21 protein-coding genes are annotated in these 21,520 nt (G+C 52.2%); 12 read left to right on the top strand and 9 right to left on the bottom strand.

The annotated features are described in order from the left end of the window. Positions 1–26 precede the first annotated feature (26 nt). Together ppk2 and ACK3CJ_RS16225 are read right to left on the bottom strand one after the other, a co-directional pair. Positions 27–821 carry a polyphosphate kinase 2 gene (gene ppk2 / locus ACK3CJ_RS16230; RefSeq protein WP_409523254.1) on the bottom strand — a complete coding sequence of 265 codons (795 nt, stop codon included), beginning with the start codon at positions 819–821 and terminating at the stop codon, positions 27–29. Then, positions 814–1,743: a ketopantoate reductase family protein gene (locus tag ACK3CJ_RS16225; protein ID WP_409523253.1), complete on the bottom strand. Its 930-nt coding sequence runs from the start codon at positions 1,741–1,743 to the stop codon at positions 814–816. The genes ppk2 and ACK3CJ_RS16225 overlap by 8 nt, the downstream gene beginning before the upstream one ends. Before the next feature lie 81 nt (positions 1,744–1,824). Between ACK3CJ_RS16225 and ACK3CJ_RS16220 the strand changes: the two genes are divergently transcribed. Next, entirely contained in the window at positions 1,825–2,307 is a 483-nt protein-coding gene (locus ACK3CJ_RS16220; protein WP_409523252.1) for a YajQ family cyclic di-GMP-binding protein, read from the top strand. Between the two features lie 65 nt (positions 2,308–2,372). Here ACK3CJ_RS16220 and ACK3CJ_RS16215 read toward each other — a convergent pair whose 3' ends face one another. Further along, positions 2,373–3,134 carry an SDR family oxidoreductase gene (locus ACK3CJ_RS16215; RefSeq protein WP_409523251.1) on the bottom strand — a complete coding sequence of 254 codons (762 nt, stop codon included), beginning with the start codon at positions 3,132–3,134 and terminating at the stop codon, positions 2,373–2,375. A gap of 422 nt (positions 3,135–3,556) precedes the next feature. On the opposite strand from ACK3CJ_RS16215, the gene ACK3CJ_RS16210 reads away from it, so the two are divergent. The 6 genes from ACK3CJ_RS16210 to ACK3CJ_RS16185 all read left to right on the top strand — a co-directional run bounded on the left by ACK3CJ_RS16210 (position 3,557) and on the right by ACK3CJ_RS16185 (position 9,836). Next, entirely contained in the window at positions 3,557–4,036 is a 480-nt protein-coding gene (locus ACK3CJ_RS16210; protein ID WP_409523250.1) for an FxsA family protein, read from the top strand. Positions 4,037–4,260: 224 nt separating this feature from the next. Continuing rightward, positions 4,261–4,554: a co-chaperone GroES gene (locus ACK3CJ_RS16205; RefSeq protein WP_409523249.1), complete on the top strand. Its 294-nt coding sequence runs from the start codon at positions 4,261–4,263 to the stop codon at positions 4,552–4,554. Positions 4,555–4,619: 65 nt separating this feature from the next. Next, the gene (groL, locus tag ACK3CJ_RS16200; protein ID WP_409523248.1) at positions 4,620–6,263 is read left to right on the top strand and encodes a chaperonin GroEL; all 1,644 of its coding nucleotides are present in this window, start codon (positions 4,620–4,622) and stop codon (positions 6,261–6,263) included. 154 nt (positions 6,264–6,417) lie between these two features. After that, positions 6,418–7,398, top strand: a complete 981-nt coding sequence (locus ACK3CJ_RS16195) for a hypothetical protein (protein WP_409523247.1) — start codon at positions 6,418–6,420, stop codon at positions 7,396–7,398. Between the two features lie 126 nt (positions 7,399–7,524). Continuing rightward, positions 7,525–8,895 (top strand): tRNA 5-hydroxyuridine modification protein YegQ, encoded by a 1,371-nt coding sequence (gene yegQ / locus ACK3CJ_RS16190; RefSeq protein ID WP_409523246.1) that lies wholly within the window; start codon positions 7,525–7,527, stop codon positions 8,893–8,895. 32 nt (positions 8,896–8,927) lie between these two features. After that, positions 8,928–9,836 (top strand): prenyltransferase, encoded by a 909-nt coding sequence (locus ACK3CJ_RS16185; RefSeq protein ID WP_409523245.1) that lies wholly within the window; start codon positions 8,928–8,930, stop codon positions 9,834–9,836. On the opposite strand, the gene ACK3CJ_RS16180 is transcribed toward ACK3CJ_RS16185, so the two are convergent. Continuing rightward, positions 9,820–10,428 (bottom strand): DUF1566 domain-containing protein, encoded by a 609-nt coding sequence (locus ACK3CJ_RS16180; RefSeq protein ID WP_409523244.1) that lies wholly within the window; start codon positions 10,426–10,428, stop codon positions 9,820–9,822. The genes ACK3CJ_RS16185 and ACK3CJ_RS16180 overlap by 17 nt on opposite strands. A gap of 139 nt (positions 10,429–10,567) precedes the next feature. Between ACK3CJ_RS16180 and ACK3CJ_RS16175 the strand changes: the two genes are divergently transcribed. Further along, positions 10,568–12,073, top strand: a complete 1,506-nt coding sequence (locus ACK3CJ_RS16175; protein ID WP_409523243.1) for a fumarate hydratase — start codon at positions 10,568–10,570, stop codon at positions 12,071–12,073. 49 nt (positions 12,074–12,122) lie between these two features. On the opposite strand, the gene ACK3CJ_RS16170 is transcribed toward ACK3CJ_RS16175, so the two are convergent. Genes ACK3CJ_RS16170 through galU form a run of 3 tightly spaced genes read right to left on the bottom strand, consistent with a single transcriptional unit; the run spans position 12,123 to position 15,904 of the window. After that, the gene (locus ACK3CJ_RS16170; RefSeq protein ID WP_409523242.1) at positions 12,123–13,388 is read right to left on the bottom strand and encodes a nucleotide sugar dehydrogenase; all 1,266 of its coding nucleotides are present in this window, start codon (positions 13,386–13,388) and stop codon (positions 12,123–12,125) included. Then, on the bottom strand, positions 13,385–15,010 hold the full coding sequence (gene pgi / locus ACK3CJ_RS16165; protein WP_409526605.1) for a glucose-6-phosphate isomerase: 1,626 nt from the start codon (positions 15,008–15,010) through the stop codon (positions 13,385–13,387). Before pgi ends, ACK3CJ_RS16170 begins: the two co-directional genes overlap by 4 nt. Before the next feature lie 21 nt (positions 15,011–15,031). After that, positions 15,032–15,904, bottom strand: coding sequence for a UTP--glucose-1-phosphate uridylyltransferase GalU (gene galU / locus ACK3CJ_RS16160; protein ID WP_409523241.1), 873 nt, complete (start codon positions 15,902–15,904; stop codon positions 15,032–15,034). Between the two features lie 167 nt (positions 15,905–16,071). Here galU and ACK3CJ_RS16155 point away from each other — a divergent pair, with 167 nt between their 5' ends. After that, positions 16,072–17,418 (top strand): UDP-glucose dehydrogenase family protein, encoded by a 1,347-nt coding sequence (locus ACK3CJ_RS16155; RefSeq protein WP_409523240.1) that lies wholly within the window; start codon positions 16,072–16,074, stop codon positions 17,416–17,418. Here the strand turns inward: ACK3CJ_RS16155 and ACK3CJ_RS16150 are convergent. Together ACK3CJ_RS16150 and coaE are read right to left on the bottom strand one after the other, a co-directional pair. Next, positions 17,399–17,614, bottom strand: coding sequence for a DNA gyrase inhibitor YacG (locus ACK3CJ_RS16150; protein ID WP_151702997.1), 216 nt, complete (start codon positions 17,612–17,614; stop codon positions 17,399–17,401). The two genes, ACK3CJ_RS16155 and ACK3CJ_RS16150, sit on opposite strands and share 20 nt — an antisense overlap. A 5-nt stretch (positions 17,615–17,619) precedes the next feature. Continuing rightward, positions 17,620–18,234 carry a dephospho-CoA kinase gene (gene coaE, locus ACK3CJ_RS16145; protein WP_409523239.1) on the bottom strand — a complete coding sequence of 205 codons (615 nt, stop codon included), beginning with the start codon at positions 18,232–18,234 and terminating at the stop codon, positions 17,620–17,622. Positions 18,235–18,428: 194 nt separating this feature from the next. On the opposite strand from coaE, the gene ACK3CJ_RS16140 reads away from it, so the two are divergent. The 3 genes from ACK3CJ_RS16140 (at position 18,429) to ACK3CJ_RS16130 (ending at position 21,505) form a co-directional block, all read left to right on the top strand. Continuing rightward, positions 18,429–19,739, top strand: coding sequence for an AAA family ATPase (locus ACK3CJ_RS16140; protein ID WP_409523238.1), 1,311 nt, complete (start codon positions 18,429–18,431; stop codon positions 19,737–19,739). After that, positions 19,736–20,122, top strand: a complete 387-nt coding sequence (locus ACK3CJ_RS16135; protein ID WP_409523237.1) for an RloB family protein — start codon at positions 19,736–19,738, stop codon at positions 20,120–20,122. Before ACK3CJ_RS16140 ends, ACK3CJ_RS16135 begins: the two co-directional genes overlap by 4 nt. Positions 20,123–20,191: 69 nt before the next feature. Further along, the gene (locus ACK3CJ_RS16130) at positions 20,192–21,505 is read left to right on the top strand and encodes an IS1380 family transposase (protein ID WP_409523236.1); all 1,314 of its coding nucleotides are present in this window, start codon (positions 20,192–20,194) and stop codon (positions 21,503–21,505) included. Positions 21,506–21,520: the final 15 nt, after the last annotated feature.

The following is a 21,520-nucleotide window of genomic DNA, read 5'->3' as shown; positions in this document are numbered from 1 at the left end:
CATAAAGGCTTCGATCATTCATCAAGTTATTCTTTCCCCTGCAGCGTGCTGACATGAAGTGTTATCAAGGGGTCAGGTTCCAGATCAATCTCGGTATTGCGATCCGGGTAGGGTAGTTGGCTCAGCACCAGACGTATTGCGCTGAGCCGGGCGCGTTTCTTGTCGTCTGAGAGAATGGCTGTCCAGGGGGCATCCGCAGTGTCAGTATGTCGGAACATCGACTCTCTGGCTTCAGAATAGGCATCCCACTTATCCAGTGATGCCATATCAATCGGTGATAGCTTCCAGTGCTTCAACGGATCGGACTGACGGGCTTGAAAACGCCTGAATTGTTCATCACGGCTGACATCGAACCAGAGTTTGAACAGGCGGATGCCGCTGCGTACCAGCATTCGCTCAAGCTCCGGTACCTGACGCATGAACTCCAGATACTCCGACGCGGTACAAAAGCCCATCACCCGTTCAACACCTGCCCGGTTGTACCATGAGCGATCGAACAGAACCATCTCTCCTTTGGTTGGCAATTGCTTGATATAGCGCTGAAAATACCACTGGCCACGCTCGGTCTCTGTGGGTTTTTCGAGTGCTATAACACGGGCATGACGAGGGTTGAGATGTTCCATAAAGCGTTTAATCGTGCCCCCTTTGCCGGCAGCATCACGGCCTTCAAAGATAATCACGACCCTCTGCCCGGTTTCACGGACCCAGTTCTGTACTTTCAGCAGTTCTATCTGAAGATCCCGCTTCTGTTCTTCATAGTCTTTGCGTGAGATCTTCTTTGCATAGGGGTAGGGCGTATCTGAAGTTTCTTGTTTACTCACATCCTTCTCCCTTGATGTCGTGCCGGCTCTGCAGAGTGCGGATCTGATCCAGTAGCCGTTGGTTGTGGGGGACTTGCATACCCAGAGTAGATGCCTCGCGACAGAGAAAGCCTGTGATCTGCTCTATCTCTGTCTGGCGCCCCTGGCGTAGATCCTGCAGCATGGAGGAAAAGTTGTCTCCTGTCAGCTGTGCTATCTCCGATACCGCGTGAAATAGAGAAGACGCGAACAGTTTGTGGCCTCTGGCATGAGCTATCTGCTCTATCTCTTCGCAGATAGACAGCATCTGCTCTGTCAGCTTCGGATCAGTGAGCAGCTCACCGTTTCTGCAACCGTGAAGTGCAGTTAAAGGGTTGATGGCGCAGTTTATGGCCAGTTTTCGCCACAGGGCGTTTTCAATATTGGGCTCAGCAATCACGGGAGGGGTGAGCATATCCCAGCCGTTTGGCAGCGCGGGCTGTGGCTTACCCATCGGACCAATTGATATGTGGCCTTTTCCCGCCCTGATGATGCTGAAGGGGGCGTCTCGCCAGGCACCATGAGTGGTGATACCTGCCCAGACCTGAAGCGAAAAATAAAGCCTTGTCACCTCCTGCTGCTGTCCACAGCCGTTCTGTAACAGTACAATCTGCGCATCTGGCGCTAAGCGATGTTGTATTGAGCTCAGGGCGGGCAGGGTATCATAGGCCTTGGTTGTCACCAGCAGGTGGTTGATGGTCGCATGATCACCAGGCAGTGATGCGTCAACATTGATGCTGCTCGATGTATCAGCATCATGAAATCTGACCTGTCGACCAGCCTGGTTGAAGCTGTCCAACTGCGTCTGGTTGCGCAGCACGAATGTGACTTCAGCACCGCTGTTGTGTAACAGTTCAGCGCAAAGGCAGCCGATGGCGCCGGCGCCTAGAATATACCAGTGCATCAGAGCTCCTGTGATAGATTGCATCTGCGCATGATAACGGGACTGATGCCATGACAAAACAGAAACTTCAGGAGAGAGATTATGCCTTCATTTGATGTGGTATCCGAACTGGATTCCCATGAGGTGACCAACGCGGTAGATCAGGCCAATAGAGAGTTGCAGACCCGTTTTGACTTCAAGGGTGTCAAGGCTGAGTTTGAGCTGGATAAGGAAACGGTCAATATGACGGCCGAGGTGGATTTTCAGCTGCATCAGATGCTGGATGTGCTGCGCGGCAGGCTGACGGCGCGCAAGATTGATATCCGTTGCATGGAGGTCAAGGATGCGGATCTCAGTGGTGTAAAAGCACGGCAGCAAGTGCTGTTGCGTCAGGGCCTGGATCAGGTGCAGAGTAAGAAAATCATCAAGCTGATCAAAGATGCGAAGCTCAAGGTACAGACTCAGATGATGGGTGAAAAGATTCGTGTGACCGGGAAAAAACGTGACGATCTGCAGGAGGCTATCGCGTTGTTGCGGGAGTCTGATGTTGAGTTGCCGTTACAGTTCAATAACTTTCGAGACTGATCAGGAAGCAGGTGTCGACCGCAAGTGATTGTGGCCGACACCCGGTGCTGTTGCAGCAGTCTGTACTAGATACGCAGCGCACCGTCGACTTCAATACAACGACCGTTGACATAGTCGTTTTCGAGAATGAAGCTGACTGTTCTGGCGATCTCTTCAGGCTTGCCAAGGCGCTTGGCAGGGATGCCTGAGGCAATCTTTTCCAGCGCTTCGGGCTTCATGCTCATGACCATTTCCGTACCAATATAGCCTGGAGCGATGGACGCGGCGCGAATGCCGTAGCGTGCCAGCTCTTTGGCCCAGGTGACGGCCATGGCTTCAACAGCTGCTTTGGTGGCGGTATAGTTGGTCTGGCCCATGTTGCCGGAGCGTGAAACGGAGGAGATGTTGATGATGCAGCCTTCGTTGCCCAGCTCAATCATCTGGCACGCTGCTTCGCGTGTGCACAGGAACGTACCTGTCTGGTTGACATCTACTACCTGATTCCACTGCTCCAGGCTCATCTTGCCAACTACCTTGCCATCTTTGGCTTTGATAAACAGTCCATCGCGGGTAATACCAGCATTGTTGATCAGACCGTGCAGTGCACCAAAGTCGCTGACTACATCCTGGAAAAGCTGCTCGACATCGGCTTCAACCGCGACATTGGCAACATAGCCACGCGCTATAACACCTTGCTCCATGCATAGGCCGATAGTGGTATCAAGATCTTCTCTGTTCATATCTGCCAGCGCCAGCTGAGCGCCCTTGGCGGCCAGTTCCAGTGCCATCGCACGTCCCAGACCACGCCCGCCGCCAGTGATGACGATTACTTTGTTTTTAATATCCATTCAAGCTACCTATCTCATTGACATACGTCTATTGCGTAGTGCCGCTAACGCTTATTGTTGGGTATTCACACAGTTATTGTGCGTTGCAATATGATGCGGCGCAACAAAAAAACTTGAGTGCCGTAAAGTAACTGTCATTTGAATATGTATAAATACGTGGTTATTGCTTGGGTTAAAACATTTGTTTAGTAATAATGGTATGAATCTAATAGGTAATTTTTTTGTCATCTACTTTATTTCTGGTGTTATTTGACGTTATTAGACAATGGTCTTATATGCTTGATCTGTCCTTGTCACAGGCTGGGTGGTGGGTGTTATTTGTTACAGACTGCATTTATCCGTGCCGTGTAACTTGAAACCTGTCGGTTGCGCCCCGAAATAAACTATGATCCCATGGTTGTCTGTCTCCCGGAGTGTGTCTGATGCGTATCCTGTTCCTGCTTTTTGTCATTGTTCCCATCATTGAAATCACGCTGCTGATTCAGGTCGGTCAGTTGATCGGTGTCTGGTACACGGTTGCATTGGTCCTGTTGTCTGCCTTTATCGGTGTCAATATGCTGCGCTATCAGAGTCTGGCGACGCTTATGCGTGCACGCCAGCGAATGGATCAGGGCGAGATACCGGGGCAGGAGATGGGTGAGGGGATCGTGCTGGCAGTGGGTGGTGCTCTGTTGGTGACGCCGGGATTCGTTACGGACGTGATCGGCTTCTGCTGTCTGATTCCTGCAACGCGTAAAGCACTGGTAGGTATGGTTAGCCGGCACTTCACTGTTGTGGCTGGCTCACAGCGTACTACATCAACATTTTCTGCAGATCACTCTCCTTTCGAGACGCCTCCCCGGCAGCCGCACACACCCAGACAGGGCGATATCATAGAGGGTGAAGTCACACGTCGGGATTGATTTCTTTTCTTACACCCGCTTGAAACTCTTGATGTGCCACCCCATATATTCAGGCAACAGGATCTGGAGGCTGAAATAGAATTTTTTTAGCTGCAGATCTTGAAATGGCAGAACCTGCCCCCACTATTCAGACATCCTTGAATAGGATGAACGTCAGGTTCTGACTATTAACTCATAATTATTCAAACATCGCTTTAGATCCTTGATACCAGGAGAGCTACAAGATGACAATTCGTCCACTTCATGATCGTGTCGTAGTACGTCGCAACGAAGAGGAAAAAACAACTGCAGGTGGTATTGTTCTGCCAGGTTCTGCAGCTGAAAAACCTAATCGCGGTGAAGTTATTGCGGTTGGTCCGGGTCGTGTACTCAATAATGGTGAAATCCAGGCCCCATCCGTAAAAGTGGGTGACAAGGTTCTGTTCGGCCAGTACGCCGGCTCAAACGTCGTCAAACTGGATGGTGAAGAGTTGATGATCATGCAGGAAAGTGAAATCTTCGCAGTCCTCGAAGGCTGATCAACCGAAGAACGCATACCTCGATCATTACAAAATTCAACGATTGAATAACAGGATTTAGAAAAATGGCTGCAAAAGAAGTTATTTTCGGTACAGATGCTCGTCATCGTATGCTGGCTGGTGTCAATGTTCTGGCTGACGCAGTGAAGGCGACACTGGGCCCTAAAGGTCGTAACGTGGTTCTGGATAAAGCTTTCGGTTCTCCTACCATCACCAAAGACGGTGTATCGGTTGCTAAAGAGATCGAGCTGAAAGACAAGTTCGAAAACATGGGCGCACAGATGGTCAAGGAAGTTGCTTCCAAGGCTAATGATGTTGCCGGTGACGGTACAACTACTGCGACTGTTCTGGCTCAGGCGATCATCAGAGAAGGTCTGAAATCTGTTGCTGCCGGCATGAACCCAATGGATCTGAAGCGCGGTATCGACAAAGCAGCTGCGGCTGTTGTTGAGCAACTGCGTGAAATGTCTGTTCCCTGCACCGATTACAAAGCGATCGCTCAGGTAGGCACCATCTCCGCTAACTCTGATGCCGAAATCGGCCGCATCATCGCAGAAGCGATGGAAAAAGTCGGTAAAGAAGGCGTTATTACTGTTGATGAAGGTTCCGGGTTCGATAACGAACTGGATGTTGTTGAAGGTATGCAGTTCGACCGCGGCTACCTGTCTCCTTACTTCATCAACAATCAGGACAACATGTCTGCTGAGCTGGAAGATCCGTTCATCCTGCTGGTTGACAAGAAAATCAACAATATCCGTGAAATGCTGCCGGTTCTGGAGCAGGTTGCCAAATCTTCACGTCCTCTGCTGATCATTGCTGAAGATGTTGAAGGCGAAGCGCTGGCGACTCTGGTAGTCAACACCATGCGCGGTATCGTTAAGGTCTGCGCCGTTAAAGCACCTGGATTCGGCGACCGTCGCAAGGCGATGCTGCAGGATATCGCGGTATTGACTGGTGGCCAGGTGATCTCTGAAGAGATTGGTCTGACCCTGGAATCTGCGACTCTGGATCATCTGGGTAACGCTAAGCGCGTCACCATCACCAAAGAAAACACCACGATTGTTGATGGTGCTGGTGCTGCCGCTGATATCGAAGCACGTGTTCAGCAGGTTCGCGTTCAGATCGAAGACACCTCTTCTGATTACGACCGTGAAAAACTGCAGGAACGTGTTGCCAAGCTGGCTGGCGGTGTTGCTGTCATCAAGGTTGGTGCCGGTACTGAAGTTGAGATGAAAGAGAAGAAAGCACGTGTTGAAGATGCGCTGCATGCAACTCGTGCTGCTGTAGAAGAAGGTGTTGTACCTGGCGGTGGTGTTGCGCTGATCCGTGCGCTGGATAAAGTCGGCAAACTGCAGGGTGACAACCATGACCAGACTATCGGTATCGAACTGACTTTCCGTGCTCTGGAAGCACCTCTGCGTCAGATCGTTTCCAATGCCGGTGGTGAAGGATCCGTTGTTGTCTCCAAGATCCGTGAAGGTGAAGGTTCATTCGGCTTCAATGCGGCGACTGACGAGTACGGCGACATGCTGGAAATGGGTATCCTGGATCCAGCTAAAGTGACACGTGCTGCACTGCAGGCGGCTGCGTCCATCGCAGGTATGATGATCACTACCGAAGCGATGATTGCAGATCTGCCGGAAGACAAGCCTGGCATGCCTGATATGGGTGGCATGGGTGGAATGGGTGGCATGGGCGGCATGATGTAATACGCCTTGCCCGGCTCTACCTGTCTATTCAGGTGCTAAGCCCCGTCGTGCGAGTGGAAGAACAACTTCTGCTTCTGCCCGACGGGGCTTTTTCGTTTTGTCTAAACCTGATAGGGTAACCTGAAATTATCTCATACAGAGGCCAATACCGCCGATGAGTGACCGAAAAGAACCGGATCTTAATCTTGCAGCCCTCAAAGTTCCTCCTCCAGAACCTGAGCCACCGGTACTGAAGCCGATGGGTCGAAGTGGCAGTAAACACCGTGGGGGGTGGTTGCGAACCTTCCTTGTAAGCGTGACTTTGCTGTTTTTGCTGGCGGCTACTGCTGGGCTGGCGTATGTCGGAAATGATATGCGCATCGCGCTGGCTGAACAGCAGCGCCATCTGAGCCAGTCACAGGAGCGCATTGCCGAGTTGGAAGAGTTACTGGCGATGGCGGACGACAATACTCAGCAGACTGGTCAGACCCTGACGCAGCGCATCACTGAGCTTGAAAGCAAAGGCCTGGAAAACTATGAGTATTTCCACACCGAAATTATTCGTCTGTGGGAACAGTCCGGCTCAATCGATGAAGAGGCGTTTGCCACGCAGAGTGAACAGCTGTCACAGCAGTCAACAGAGCTTGCGGCATTGAAGGAGCAGGTGGCCGCACTCGAGGAGCTTACAGGTATGACGCAGCGCTTGAGCGAGCTGGAAGAGCGCTTTAGTGCGGTTGAGGCGCTGGAGCAACAGGTCAGCAGTATTCAGGAAAGCAGCGGTAACCTCATGCCCGAGATCGAATCACGTCTTGAAGGTATCAGTACATCTGTGGATGAGGGGGTTCAGGCGCTGCAACAGGAGCTGATTTCTGCGCAGAGTCAGATCGCAAGTCTGGAACAACGTCTGGGTGAAAATGCTTTTCTGCTCAGTACCGAGCAGGAGCAGCGTGAGCGCTTACAGCGTGAGCTGGGTGCCCGTATTGATCAGGTTGCATCCGCACCGAGAGGGGATGCCGGGCTTTCTACAAGGGTAAGAAGTGCCGAACAGGCAATCAATGCGATAGATGGTTTTCGGCGCCAGACGGGTCAGGATATTCAGCAGCTCAGACAGATCCTGAACGAGCTTCAGTTGCGTGTACAGCAACTGCAGAACTGATCAGTCGCTTTATAACGAATGTGAAAGTACAGATGCAAATGTGCAATACCCCTATTTCTGAGGTGGAATTGCACTTTTGCTGTTAAATCGGCACAATTGCGCGCTTCACAAAAGAGCCAGAATAGCATGCGAACTCCAGAACTCTTGTCACCCGCCGGAACTTTGAAAAACATGAAGTATGCCTTCGCCTATGGTGCGGATGCTGTCTATGCCGGACAGCCTCGCTATAGTCTGAGGGTACGCAATAATGACTTCAATCTGGCCCATCTGGCTGAAGGTATTGAGCTGGCGCATGGACTGGGCAAAAAGTTCTTTGTCGCCAGTAATATTCTGCCGCACAACAGCAAGCTCAAAACCTATATGGACGATATTGCACCGGTGATCGAGATGAAGCCGGATGCGCTGATCATGTCGGATCCTGGGTTGATCATGATGGTGCGTGACAAGTATCCGGATGTACCGGTCCATCTCTCTGTTCAGGCGAATACCATGAACTGGGCGTCGGTAAAGTTCTGGCATCGTGCCGGGATCGAGCGTGTCATCCTGTCGCGCGAGCTGTCGCTGGATGAGGTAGCCGAGATCCGTGACCGCTGCCCGGAGATGGAGCTGGAGGTTTTTGTCCACGGTTCCTTGTGCATTGCCTATTCCGGGCGCTGCCTGCTGTCGGGTTATATCAATCATCGCGACCCTAACCAGGGTACCTGCACCAATGCCTGCCGCTGGAAATATCAGGCGCATGAAGCGCAGCAGGATGTGTCCGGTGATATCGTTCCGGTGCAGCAGTTTGAGCCAGTGTCTGCGTCTGCGTCTGCGTCTGAGCCAGAGCCAGAGCCTGTCAATCAGCCATCCGATCAGATCTACCTGCTGCAGGAATCCTCACGTCCGGATGACTACATGCCCGCCTATGAGGATGAGCATGGCACCTATATCATGAACTCTAAGGATCTGCGTGCGATCCAGCATGTGCATCGCTTGGCTACGATGGGCATTGATTCTCTGAAGATCGAGGGGCGAACCAAGTCTCACTATTATGTTGCGCGCACGGCCCAGGCGTATCGTCAGGCGATTGATGATGCTGTCGCTGGCCGCCCCTTTGATATGGGGTTGATGGATATTCTGGAGAATCTTGCTAACCGCGGTTACACCGAAGGCTTTTACCGTCGTCATGTGCATGATGAGTATCAGAACTATGAGACGGGTAACTCGGTTGGGGTGCATCAGCAGTTTGTCGGTGAGGTGGTTGAGCATGATGCGACCTCGGGTATGTTGCAGATCGACGTTAAGAATCGCTTCGAGAAGGGCGATACGCTGGAGCTGATGACGCCGGCTGGTAATCGTCGTTTCCGTCTCAGTGAGCTGCTGGATCGAAAAGGGGCTGCAATAGAAGCCGCCCCCGGGTCTGGTCACAGGGTCAGCATACCGCTCGATTTCAATACCGATATGACCTACGCGCTGCTGATGCGGGACTTGCCGAATGCACCTTCGCGTGATGCCTGAACACTCTGAACGCCATATGACGAGGTAGTCTGGTGAAGGCTGATCTCTCTCGTTACCGCTTTCAGCGCGCTTTACGGCCCTTTTCATTTCCTGTCGCGATGATCGCTTGCCTGACTGGCGTGGCGTTGGCTTGGGCTGATGGTGCTGTGATTGATGGTGCTTTTCCAGAACGAGTCTGGCAGCCACTGCAGATACTGTTGATTCTGCTGGGGGGCGTGCTGGCTCAGGCAGGCGTCAATCTGATCAATGATTATGCTGATATCCACCTGATCCGTCGGCAGCCAGGGCCTGAAGCGGAGCGTATCGTCAAGGCGATCCGGTTCAACTTTGTTTGTGGCATGTTGTGTTTTCTGTTCGCCGCTCTGATCGCCCTCTATCTGATTACCCTCACAGGGCTTGAGCTGCTCTTAATCTGTCTGCTGGGACTTGCCGGTGCGCTGGGGTATACCTTGAGTCCGGTGAATTACAAGAACCGTGGCCTGGGTGTGGTGATGGTGTTCTGGTTGATGGGTGTACTGATGATCAGCGGTAGTCATCTTGCCGCCGGTGGTGAGCTATCCTGGCAGGTATTCTGGCAGACGATTCCTGTCAGTCTGCTGGTGTCCGCCTTGCTTTTGAGTAATGAGCTGCGGGATTTTGAAAGTGATCGTGAACAGGGCTTGCAGACCCTGACCGTTCGAGCGGGGTTTGAGAGGGGCTGCAGGCTCTATCAGTTGTTGTTGCTGCTGGTATGGCTTTGTGTCGGGTTGTTCTGGTTTGTCGGTTTACTGCCTTATGCCTGGGTGTTGCTGCCAGCGTTGATCCTGCTGATCAGGCCCTTAGGGCTGCTACGCACCAGTCGGCTTGAAAGGGGGCGTTTACCCCCGACTACCGCACGCGCATTGATGGGATTTGGAGTGCTCTATTGCCTGGCGCTGATTTTACCTAGTTTCTCAATCTGATACGAAGATCAGATGCGTCACGAACTGGACGAACACGGGCATCGTTATCCTTGTAATTGGCTGAGGCCAGGCCATAGCCGAAGTGTACGGTCCAGATAAACTGATCCACCATTCTGGGTGTGGATGACCAGAAACGCCAGCCATGAGAGTTGGGGAAGGCACGTGTCGAAAGTGTCGGGCCTTCAGTCCCTTGCTTGCAGCTTTCACCCCGTGGTATATCCCAGCGTTGTTCCTCTTCACAGTAGATCAGAGTGCTGAGCTCGTCGATATCTGGCAGACGCCAGTTGTTCCGGCCATTTTTGCCTTGACGATTGAGCTGATTGATCTGAGTTCTGGCTTCGTCCCAGCGTGTGCGTGTGGCGTTACCGGCGCAGGTTTGTCCATCCCACTCCTGGCCCAGCGCGCAACGCATCCACTGCAGCCCGGTTTTCATATCATAAATCGTCTGATCGCTGAGGATCACATAGCGTCCTTCAATCAAATCACTTTTGCGCACAGTGATTGTACCGTCGCGAGTACTGCAGGCACTCAGCAGCAGGAGCAGGACAAGGGCAAGCGGTAGGGACAGGGGTGGCAGCAGGGTGGTTTTCATCAGCATCCTTTCTTTCAGGTGATCATTTATCATGGCATTCTAACCTACAGCATCATTTATCCAAAAGCCTTACGGGAAGCCTGATTTAATTGGTGTATAATATTGGCCTCAATTCAAAGAGCCTGACTGGAGAATCCCGATGAGCGTAATTCGCCAAGAAGATTTTGTCAGCAGTATTGCTGATGCGCTGCAGTTCATCTCCTACTATCACCCGATCGACTTCGTGAAAAGTGTTCACGAGGCCTACCTGCGTGAGGAGAACCCTGCAGCCAAAGATGCCATGGCACAGATTCTCATCAACTCGCGTATGTGTGCAGAGGGCAAGCGTCCTATCTGTCAGGATACCGGTATTGTGACGGTTTTCCTGAAAGTGGGTATGGATGTTCGTTGGGAAGCAACAATGGGCGTTACCGACATGGTCAATGAGGGCGTGCGCCGTGCTTATATGCTGCCGGATAACGTGCTGCGTGCATCCATTCTCGCTGATCCTGCAGGAAAACGTCAGAATACCAAAGATAATACCCCGGCCGTGATCCATTATGAGATCGTCGAAGGGGATAAGGTCGAGGTACAGATCGCGGCCAAGGGCGGCGGCTCAGAAAACAAATCCAAGATGGTGATGCTCAACCCGTCAGACAGCATTGTCGACTGGGTTGTTAAAACTGTACCGACTATGGGTGCCGGCTGGTGTCCACCTGGCATGCTGGGTATCGGTATTGGTGGTACGGCTGAGAAATCTGCGGTACTGGCCAAAGAGTCGCTGATGGATTCGATCGATATTCACGAGCTGCGCGAGCGTGGCCCGCAGAACCGCATCGAAGAGTTGCGTCTGGAGATCATGGATAAGGTCAATGCACTGGGTATCGGTGCTCAGGGACTGGGCGGTCTGACCACGATACTGGATGTGAAGATCAAGGATTACCCGACACATGCTGCATCCTTGCCTGTGAGCATGATTCCGAACTGTGCCGCGACCCGCCATACCCATTTCAAACTGGATGGCAGCGGCCCGGCGATTCTGACACCACCGAGCCTGGACGATTGGCCAGAAGTGACCTTTGAAGTGGGTGCCAGCACGCGCCGTGTCAATCTTGATGAAGTCACTCCGGAAGAGGTTGCCACCTGGAAAGTCGGTGAAACCGTACTGCTTAACGGCAAGATGCTGACCGGACGCGATGCTGCGCACAAGCGCATGGTCGAGATGCTGAATAACGGCGAAGAGCTGCCGGTGGACCTGAAAGGTCGCTTTATCTATTACGTGGGTCCTGTTGATCCGGTGCGTGATGAAGTGGTGGGGCCAGCGGGCCCGACAACGGCAACACGTATGGACAAGTTCACGCGTCAGATTCTTGAAGCAACCGGTCTGCTGGGTATGATCGGTAAATCCGAGCGTGGCCCTGTGGCGATCGAAGCGATCCGCGACAGCAAGGCTGTGTACCTGATGGCAGTCGGCGGTGCGGCTTATCTGGTGTCAAAAGCGATTGTCGGCTCCAAGGTGCTTGCCTTCCCGGAAATGGGCATGGAGGCGATCTACGAGTTTGAGGTCAAGGATATGCCGGTGACGGTCGCTGTGGATGTAAATGGCGAGTCCGTGCATAACACTGGCCCCGCCAAATGGAAGGAGATCATTGCACGCAGTGCATGATCCTGTTCATGACCTAAAAGCAGAGCGGCTGATCGGTCGCTCTGCCTTCTCAGCGACGACCCACCCCATGGTAGATGAATCCCTGCTGGCGCAGATATTCTGGCTCCCACAGATTACGGCCATCAATGATTAATGGTGTTGCCATGCGCTCTTTGATCTGTTGATAGTCCGGTGAGGCGTAGCTGCTCCACTCAGTAATCAGCAGCAAGGCATCACTGTTATCGAGTGCAGTATAAGGATCCTGGCAGTAGGTCAGTTGTGGATGATCGCCATAGATCAATTTGATCTCGGACAGGGCTTCCGGGTCGTGTAGTCTGATCAGGGCTCCCTGCGCGAGCAGGGCATCGATGATGCGCAGCGCCGGGGCGTTATCGATACTGGTGATGCCGGGCTTGAAGGCCACCCCCCAGAGAGTGATGATGCGCTGGCGCAGATCAAAGCGATAGTGCTGCCAGAGCTTTCTGAAGGGTAGCTCTTTCTGTTTTTCATTCTCGCTCAATACTGTTTCCAGCAAGGTGGAGCGGCGCTTGTCGCTCATCAGCGCAGCCAGACTCTCGATATACTGGGTAAAGTGCTGGCCGCCAAAGCCGCAGCCAGGATTGAGGTAGTGTTGCCCGATACGGTCATCTGACCCCATGCCCTGACGAACCAGTTCGATATCCACATCAACCTGATCGGCCAGATTGGCCAGTTCATTAATGAAGCCCAAGCGCAGTGCCAGCATGCCGTTGATCGCGAATTTGGTGAACTCAGCTTCACGCGCGGTCATGTAGAGTATCTGTTTGATCTGTTCGGTAAAGGGCTTCAGCAAGGTGCGCAGGGTCAGAAGCGCCTGTTGATCTTCGCACCCGATAATCAGTGAATTAGGTGAACTGAACTGCGCCAGAGCCGAACCTTGTTGCAGGGTATCGGGTATGTAGGCCAGTGCCTGAGGTCTGGATATATCCAGCTGCTCACTCAGTCGATCACTGGCACCGAGGCCAAAGTTACTCTGATTGATGATCAGGAGCTGTTGAGCGTGCTGCGACAGTTGTGTAATGTGCTTTTCGGCCAGACCCAGACAGCCCGGCGACATCGCCAGCCAGTGTATATTGACGCTCTGTGCCTCGTCAGCAGTTACAGCCAGTAGATGGCCGTTGGCCTGTTGCTGTTGCAGTGTTGGCATCAGCCCCGGTTCGTGGCGGATACTGCTTTCATCCGGTATCAGGCCCGCACCTGCCTTTTCACGCACCATCATCACCTGGTTGCCCTGGCGAGCCAGGCAGGCAGCGGTGACCCAGGCAGCGAGTTCATCACCCCATATGGCTATCTTCACAGGCCATTCTCCCGATTGTGCTGGCGTATCGCGTCCAGCAATCCTTCCGTACCAACATCGAACTGCCCCGGATTGTGCTGCTCAAGTGCATCAAGCAGCTCAGTTGCCATCACCTTGCCCAACTCCACACCCCATTGATCAAAAGGATTGATGTTCCAGATCACGGCCTGGCAATACACCTTGTGCTCGTAAAGAGCGATCAGCGAACCGAAACTTTCCGGTGTCAGTTCATCGAGCAGCAGAGTGCTGCTGGGTTGGTTGCCCGCATAGCGTCTATGGGCTTCGTTTGCCGGTTGAGGCATGACGGCATCACCCAGCGCCAGGGTACGAGATTGTGCAAGGCAGTTAGCCAGTGAGAGACGGTGCTGCTGCTTGAGCGTTGAACGCTGATCATCATAGCGACGCGCCGGGGCAATAAAGTCGCACATCACCGACTCAGTGCCCTGGTGAAGCAACTGATAAAATGCATGCTGAGCATTGGGCCCGACTTCTCCCCAGAGGATCGGGCAGGTTCTGTGTTGCACTGGATCGCCTGTCAGTGTGACGGATTTACCGTTGCTCTCCATCTCCAACTGCTCCAGGTAGGAGGGCAGATGCGAGAGTCGACCATCGTAGGGCAGGATGGCATGGGCGTGGATGCCGAGCAGGTTGATGTTCCAGACTTCAACCAGCGCCAGCAGTGCGGGCAGGTTGCGAATGAAAGGGGTGTGTCTGAAGTGCAGGTCCATCTCATGGGCGCCGTTGAGCATGCGTCGGAACCCTTCCATACCTATCTTCAGTGCCACCGGCAGCCCAATAGCTGACCAGAGTGAGTAACGCCCGCCAACCCATTCGGCAAAATGCAGCTGGTTTTCATGTGGAATACCCCATTCCAGTGCCTTTTCTGCGCAGGCAGTGACGGCAATGAAATGCAGTCGGGTGAACTCTTCGGCAGTGATCTGGCTGGCTTCCTGCAACCACTGTCTGGCTGTGATCGCATTTGCCAGGGTGTCGATAGTGGTAAATGACTTTGAGGCCAGAATGAACAGGGTGGTTGAGGGGTTGCACTGTGTCAGTACTTCGTTCAGCTGGCTGCCATCCATTGACGAAACGAAGAAAAACTTGAGCCGTTGCGCGGTGCTCGGCTGATACTCATCCAGGGCTTTGCAAGCCATCATCGGGCCGAGATCCGACCCGCCAACCCCGACATTGACGATGGTATCGATCGGTTCGCCGGAGAATCCCCGCCATTGACCACTGTGGATCTGTCTGACCAGATGCTCCATTGTGCACAGGGTTTGTTGGATCGAAGGAATAATATCTTCACCATTCACTTCCAACTGCTCCGTCGCGGGCGTTCGCAGAGCTGTATGCAGGGCAGGGCGCTGCTCAGAGGTATTAACCGGCTCACCTTTGAACAGTGCCTCAATGCGCGCCTGGAGATGGCAACTTTCTGCCAGCTGTTGCAGCAGTGGCAGGGTATCGGGTGTGATGCGCTGTTTGCTCAGATCCAGCAGTAGGGATCCGTGGTTCAGACTCAATTGCTGGAAGCGATCGGGTTCGGCCAGCAGCTCTCGCAGATGGAGGGGGTGAATCATTCCGGCATGTTCAGTCAGTTGCTGCCATGCCTGTTCCTTGTTCATGGTCACATTCGAGTCCGTAGTTTACAGCGAGTGCAGGTACGCTTTGAGCGCATCGGCGGTTTCAGGATGCTGCAGGCCAAAAGCAATGTTGGCTTTCAGCAAGCCCAGTTTGTTGCCACAGTCGAAAGAGTGGCCTGTCATCGAGTAGGCTTCGAGTTGGGTTTCCGAGAGCAGTGTATGCATCGCATCGGTCAGTTGTATCTCCCCACCGGAGCCTGCTGCGGTCTCCTGTAGCAGCTTCATGATACGACCCGGCAAAATATAACGCCCGACAATGGCCAGGTTGGAGGGAGCCGCCGCTGGAGCCGGTTTTTCGACCATGCTGTGGATACGGGTGCTCTCGCCGCGATTGATATGGTGTCCCTGACAGTCGATGATGCCGTAGAGGTTCACCTGCTCATGAGGCACCTCTTCCACCATGATCTGTCCGAACCCGGAGCTGCGATAGCGCTCTGCCATACGTGTCATATCATTACCATCCTGCTGATCCTGTATCAGCATGTCTGGCAGCATCACGGCAAAATCGTCCTCACCGATCATCGCTTCAGCACAGAGCACCGCATGCCCCAGACCCAGTGCTTTGGGTTGGCGCACCGAGCTGATGATGACATCAGCAGGTAGAATGGTCTGGATCGAAGCCAGTAAATCAGCCTTACCTTTGTTTCCCAATTCGGCTTCAAGTTCATAGTGATAGTCGAAATGATCTTCGATGGCGCTCTTGCCGGCACGAGTGATGAAGATGATATGGCGAAAGCCCGCCTTCACCGCTTCCTCGACCACGTACTGAATCACGGGCTTGTCCACTACGGTGAGCATCTCTTTTGGAATCGCCTTACTGGCAGGCAACACCCGGGTTCCCAATCCGGCTACGGGAATCACGACTTTGGAGAGCATGCTCGTATCCTTATTTTCGTATATGGTGATTTTAAACAACTGGTTATGCTATTACCACAGACGACGAGGCTGCAGGCCAGGGTGGTGTACGCATAACAACTTGTCACATTAATGGTTTAGAATCCATACAAGTTCGATCTGTATGGGTGACCCAGAGTGAATAGCATATGAATATTACAGTTTTTGGTACGGGATATGTTGGGCTGGTTACAGGGGCCTGTCTCGCGGATGTTGGTCACCAGGTGTTATGCGTGGATATTGACGCAGCCAAGATAGACGGCCTCAGGCAGGGTGTTATCCCGATCTACGAACCGGGTCTGGATGAGCTTGTTCGTCGCAATCACACTGAAGGTCGACTTGATTTCACGACCGATGCCGAGGCAGGGGTCGGTTTTGGTCAGTTACAGTTTATAGCAGTCGGCACTCCACCAGATGAGGATGGCTCTGCCGATCTGCAGTATGTGCTGGCGGTGGCTGAGACAATAGCGCGACATATGGATGGTTATCGTGTGGTGGTGGATAAATCCACTGTACCGGTAGGCACGGCGGACCGTGTGGCACAGCGCATCAGTGAGGTACTGGCTGAGCGCAACATCGATCTGCCTTTTGATGTCTGTTCCAATCCTGAGTTTCTCAAGGAGGGTGCAGCAATCGAGGACTTTACCAAAGCACCGAGAATCATTGTTGGCACCGAGTCAGAGCGGGTCAAAGGGTTGATGAAGGAGTGCTATGCCCCCTACAACTGGAATCACGACAAGCTCATGTTCATGTCAGTACGTGCGGCTGAACTGACCAAGTATGCGGCCAATGCGATGCTGGCGACCAAGATCAGTTTCATGAACGAGGTGGCCAATCTGGCTGAACGGCTGGGTGCGGATATCGAACAGGTGCGTCTTGGAATCGGCTCCGATCCTCGTATCGGCTATCAGTTTATCTATCCCGGTTGTGGCTATGGCGGCTCCTGCTTCCCCAAAGATGTGCAGGCACTGGCTCGAACGGCCGAACAGGCAGGTTATACACCAGAACTGCTGAATGCGGTTGAGGCGGTCAACCGGCGGCAGAAGTCGGTGCTGTTCAATAAGCTGAACCAGGCATTTGATCAGGATTTGAAGGGCCGCGTGATAGCTCTCTGGGGGCTGGCTTTCAAACCCAATACCGATGATATGCGTGAGGCGCCCAGCCGGGTGCTGATGGAGGCACTGTGGCAGGCTGGTGCCATCGTGCAGGCCTATGATCCCGAGTCGATGGATGAAACACGCAGAATCTATGGCGAGCAGCCAGGGCTTCGTCTGGTGCCCAGCCGTGAGGCTGCAGTAGCGGGGGCTGATGCATTGGTGATCTGTACCGAATGGAAGGCGTTTCGCAGTGTGGATTTTGGCTGGCTGAAGCAGACGCTGCGTCAGCCGGTCGTGGTGGATGGCCGTAACCTCTTTGAGCCGGAGCAGGTCAAAGAGGCCGGGTTGCTTTACTTTGCCATCGGGCGAGGTGACTCGATCAGTGGCGCGTTGGCGTGAAGGGTTGCTCCTCTACCGAGTCGCCTGAGCTGTAGTCATTGATATCGGGGGCTACCGGAATCTGGTAGCCTTCGCTGGCCCATTCACCGAGATCGATCAGCTTGCAGCGCTCACTGCAGAAAGGGCGCCATTTGTTGCTGTCATCATAAATGCTGGGCTTGCCACATTGCGGGCATTTGATTGTCTTGCTGGTCATTGTCTTCATTCTGTCGGTGGTTCGGGGTGGCTCAGTTGCTTATGCAGGGCATAGACTGCGCGCTGCAGCGCGGCCAGATCACCACTATTGTCCAGTATCCAGTCGGCACGATCAAGGCGCGACTGGCGTGAGCTCTGTGCCGCCAGTATGCGCCTGACCCCCTCTTCGGTCATATCATCTCTGGATTGGGTGCGCGCTATCTGCAGTGATTCCGGCACATCCACCACTATCACACCATCGGTCAATCTGTGTTGATCTGTCTCCAGCAACAAAGGGCTGGCCAGCAGCAGATAGGGTGCCTGAGGATTGCGGCGAAAGGCTTCAATGCGCTCCTCTATACGCTGGCGGATCAATGGGTGCAGCAGTTGCTCCAGCCACTGCCTCTGCTCTGGTTCGGCAAATACCCAGTCACGCAGCTGGCGCCGATTCAGATGCCCATCCGCCTGTATCGCAAGCGGGCCGAAATGAGCCGCAATGCTCTGCAGAGCAGGCTCTCCCGGCTGCACCACATCGCGCGCCACCTGATCCGCATCAATCACGGGAATGCCCAGCGCGACAAAGAGATCCGTCGCAGCGCTTTTGCCACTGCCGATGCCGCCTGTCAGGCCCAGGACTTTCATAACAGTACTTTCATAACAGCACCTTCATGGTCGTTACCTTAAGATAGAAAGAGCTTAAAGGAGTTTGGAAATAATCGGCTGAGGGTAGCACAGGATGGCAATCTGCTACAGCCTGTGTATCGCCAGGGTTGGACTCTAAGGGTGAAATATGCTATTTTTTTGCAAATAACTAAGTTAGAGAGAGTGTTTTCGCCATGATTGTGCGTTTTGGGTGCTCAAACTATAGGTCAATTAATAAGTATCAGGAGTTGCTTCTAACAGCATCTTCTTTACATGATGAGCAGTCGTTTTTAATCGATAAGCCGAGTAGTTTTAATGAGAAGCTTTTGCCTTGTGCAGGAATCTATGGTGCTAATGCTTCTGGAAAAACAAACATCCTTCTGGCGATCAACTATTTAGTTAGAGCAGTTGTCACATCTCACAGGAGTAACCTTGAAGACCAAGTAGTTGTAAACAGTTTTAAGCTAGGTTCAGATGATGATAGGCCATCTTCATTTGATATTGACTTTATTTGTGCCGACATTCATTATCATTATGGATTCACTATTGGTAATGATAGGTTTGAAGAAGAATGGCTTTTTGAGTATTCTTACATTCAAAGAAAATCAAGAAAAATTCTTTTTCACAGAAAATTCAACCAAGAAGAAGAGTTTTACTTTGGGTCTACTTTAAAGGGTCATAATAAGCAGTTATCCGATTTAACTAAAGAAAATAGTCTTTTTTTAAGTGTTGCTGCAAATAGTAACCATGAGCAACTTGGTAAAATCTATAAGTTTTTTAAAGATAGCTTCCATTTCAGGTTCAGTCAAAACTTAGTCAGTGAAATAATTGCTAATGAAGTTAAGAAGACAGGAACTATTGATAAATTATCTCAGTTTATGTCAAAATTAGAAACTGGTATATCACGATTAGATATAGTTTCTGAAGAAATTCCTGACTTCGAGAAAAATATTCGCAAAAAACTTTTTTCGGCTTTTCCTGCGGAGCTTGTTGGGAATGATGAAGCTTTTAAGAAACAGCAGGAGCAACAAACAAGAGAAGTTTTACGCACGGTTCACATATCAGAATCGGGTGAGGAGGTAGTCTTCCCATTAGAAGATGAAAGCCTTGGAACTAGAGCAGCTATAGCTTTACTTGCGCCACTATTTGATACCTTGAATAACGGCGGTACTTTTATAATTGACGAGATTGAATCAAGCTTACATCCACTTCTGACATTAGAGGCAGTTAAGCTTTTCAATGATCCGTCTGTGAATAAAATGAATGCACAGCTAATATTTTCGACCCATGAAACTAGTGTTCTTTGCGGAGGAATACTAAGGCGTGATCAAATTTGGCTAACAGAAAAGGATTTTAGCCAAGGAACAGTTCTAACGCCTCTTAGTGATTTCCGTACCCGGAAAACAGACAATATAAGAACAGGTTATCTCGACGGCAGGTTTGGCGCTATTCCTTTCTTTGGTGACATCATCACTATTATTGAAGATAAGGAGTCTGCGCAATGAGCAAACGAAAAGTTCCAACGGACCGGAATGCAAAGCGTTCTAAGGCGACGAAAGATCCTAAACCAGAGATAGTAGCTGTCTGCGAGGGGGCAAATACCGAACCCAATTACTTAGCAAGTTTTGCTAGTCACCATGGAAACAATCTGGTCAGAGTAACTTGCATACCCGGTGCAGGAACTCCCATGACTATTGTGGATAAAGCGGTTGCCATTAAGGACAATCTAATACGAAAAGCTAGACGTCAGAAGAATAGCTTTGACTCTTCTTTTCAGGTTTGGGCTGTTTTCGACATAGACGAACATCCAAATATCGAGAGAGCTGTGAATAAGGCTAAAGGCAACGGGATCTCTGTTGCCCGCTCTAACCCGAATATTGCAGCATAAACAAGAAGGGCGACCCGGTTTTTTGCTATAATTCAGGTACTTAAGCTAAATATAACAACCGGATCGCCCATGACACATTGTACTGTTACCCGGGACCTATTTCCACGCTGCAAAGGCCGTAAAATCGAAACCAATTTTGACGGTGGTGACATCACGTCCGATGCTGGAGCAATTCTACTCCGACAGATCGACCGGGAACTGAACCTGACCCGCTCGATTGCCCGTAAAATCACTGATCCGCGTAACCCATTCCTTTGCCGGCATCAGGCTCAGACCATGATTCGACAGCGCGTTTACGGACTGGCGCTGGGGTATGAAGACCTCAACGATCATACAACGCTGCGGCATGATCTGGCCCTTCAGACCGCTGTCGATAGCGATGCCACATTGGCCAGTCAGTCAACTCTGTGCCGGTTCGAGCTCAACGCCAATCGGAGTTGGGCCGTGGCCATGCATGAGGAACTGGTTGAGCAATTCATTCGCTCGTACCGGAAGCCACCCAAACGGCTGATTCTCGACTTTGACGCCACTGACGATGCGGTGCATGGAGAGCAGGTAGGCCGCCACTTCAATGGTTATTACAACAGTTACTGCTTCTTACCCCTGTTCGTGTTCTGCGGGCAGAAACTGTTGGTGAGCTATCTGCGCCCCGCGTCTGTTGACGCAGCCAAGCATGCCTGGGCCATTCTGGCCCTACTGGTCAGGCGGCTTCGCGCCGAGTGGCCGCAGGCGCAGATCATCTTTCGAGGCGACAGCGGTTTCTGTCGCCCTCGGCTGCTGAGCTGGTGTGAACGCCACGGGGTCGATTATGTCGTTGGCATCGGCAAGAACTCCAGACTGGATCAACTGGCATTGGATACCCGTTACCGCGCCGCTATCGCGTGCGAGGCCACACAGGAAAAACAGCGCTGCTTTGCGACGCTCTGGTACTCGGCACACAGTTGGAAGAAGCGCGTGCGAAAAGTGATCGTCAAGGCCGAGTTCACTACACTGGGCGACAACAACCGTTATATTGTCACCAGTCTGTCAGGCTCGGCCAAGTGGCTCTATGACCGGCGTTACTGCCTGCGGGGTGATATGGAGAATCGGATCAAGGAGCAGCAATGGCTGTTCTCTGACAGAACCAGTTGCCATGACTGGTGGCCTAATCAGTACCGTTTACTGCTATCCGGCCTGGCCTACGTGCTACTGGAAAGGTTGCGCAGTGGTTATCTGCGTGGCACTCGCTATGCCAGAGCTCAGGTGACTACGCTGCGTACCCGACTACTGAAAATCGGTGCCGTCATCACCCGCAACACCCGCCGGATCCGTATCATGATGAATAGCACTTATCCGGATCAGGAACTGTTCCAGAAAATCACCGCCAAAATGGCATCAGGATAACGTCAGTTGTGCTGC

The organism is Nitrincola salilacus (genome assembly GCF_046271865.1).
GTDB classification, from domain to species: domain Bacteria; phylum Pseudomonadota; class Gammaproteobacteria; order Pseudomonadales; family Balneatricaceae; genus Nitrincola; species Nitrincola salilacus.
This window is presented reverse-complemented; position numbering and strand designations above follow the sequence as displayed.

Excerpts from the sequence above, each read along its gene's own strand:
- ACK3CJ_RS16225 (WP_409523253.1), bottom strand. The coding sequence starts at position 1,743 with ATGCACTGGTATATTCTAGGCGCCGGCGCCATCGGCTGCCTTTGCGCT.
- ACK3CJ_RS16220 (WP_409523252.1), top strand. The coding sequence starts at position 1,825 with ATGCCTTCATTTGATGTGGTATCCGAACTGGATTCCCATGAGGTGACC.
- ACK3CJ_RS16215 (WP_409523251.1), bottom strand. The coding sequence starts at position 3,134 with ATGGATATTAAAAACAAAGTAATCGTCATCACTGGCGGCGGGCGTGGT.
- ACK3CJ_RS16210 (WP_409523250.1), top strand. The coding sequence starts at position 3,557 with ATGCGTATCCTGTTCCTGCTTTTTGTCATTGTTCCCATCATTGAAATC.
- ACK3CJ_RS16205 (WP_409523249.1), top strand. The coding sequence starts at position 4,261 with ATGACAATTCGTCCACTTCATGATCGTGTCGTAGTACGTCGCAACGAA.
- groL (WP_409523248.1), top strand. The coding sequence starts at position 4,620 with ATGGCTGCAAAAGAAGTTATTTTCGGTACAGATGCTCGTCATCGTATG.
- ACK3CJ_RS16195 (WP_409523247.1), top strand. The coding sequence starts at position 6,418 with ATGAGTGACCGAAAAGAACCGGATCTTAATCTTGCAGCCCTCAAAGTT.
- yegQ (WP_409523246.1), top strand. The coding sequence starts at position 7,525 with ATGCGAACTCCAGAACTCTTGTCACCCGCCGGAACTTTGAAAAACATG.
- ACK3CJ_RS16180 (WP_409523244.1), bottom strand. The coding sequence starts at position 10,428 with ATGAAAACCACCCTGCTGCCACCCCTGTCCCTACCGCTTGCCCTTGTC.
- ACK3CJ_RS16175 (WP_409523243.1), top strand. The coding sequence starts at position 10,568 with ATGAGCGTAATTCGCCAAGAAGATTTTGTCAGCAGTATTGCTGATGCG.
- pgi (WP_409526605.1), bottom strand. The coding sequence starts at position 15,010 with ATGAACAAGGAACAGGCATGGCAGCAACTGACTGAACATGCCGGAATG.
- galU (WP_409523241.1), bottom strand. The coding sequence starts at position 15,904 with ATGCTCTCCAAAGTCGTGATTCCCGTAGCCGGATTGGGAACCCGGGTG.
- ACK3CJ_RS16155 (WP_409523240.1), top strand. The coding sequence starts at position 16,072 with ATGAATATTACAGTTTTTGGTACGGGATATGTTGGGCTGGTTACAGGG.
- ACK3CJ_RS16150 (WP_151702997.1), bottom strand. The coding sequence starts at position 17,614 with ATGACCAGCAAGACAATCAAATGCCCGCAATGTGGCAAGCCCAGCATT.
- coaE (WP_409523239.1), bottom strand. The coding sequence starts at position 18,234 with ATGAAAGTCCTGGGCCTGACAGGCGGCATCGGCAGTGGCAAAAGCGCT.
- ACK3CJ_RS16140 (WP_409523238.1), top strand. The coding sequence starts at position 18,429 with ATGATTGTGCGTTTTGGGTGCTCAAACTATAGGTCAATTAATAAGTAT.
- ACK3CJ_RS16135 (WP_409523237.1), top strand. The coding sequence starts at position 19,736 with ATGAGCAAACGAAAAGTTCCAACGGACCGGAATGCAAAGCGTTCTAAG.
- ACK3CJ_RS16130 (WP_409523236.1), top strand. The coding sequence starts at position 20,192 with ATGACACATTGTACTGTTACCCGGGACCTATTTCCACGCTGCAAAGGC.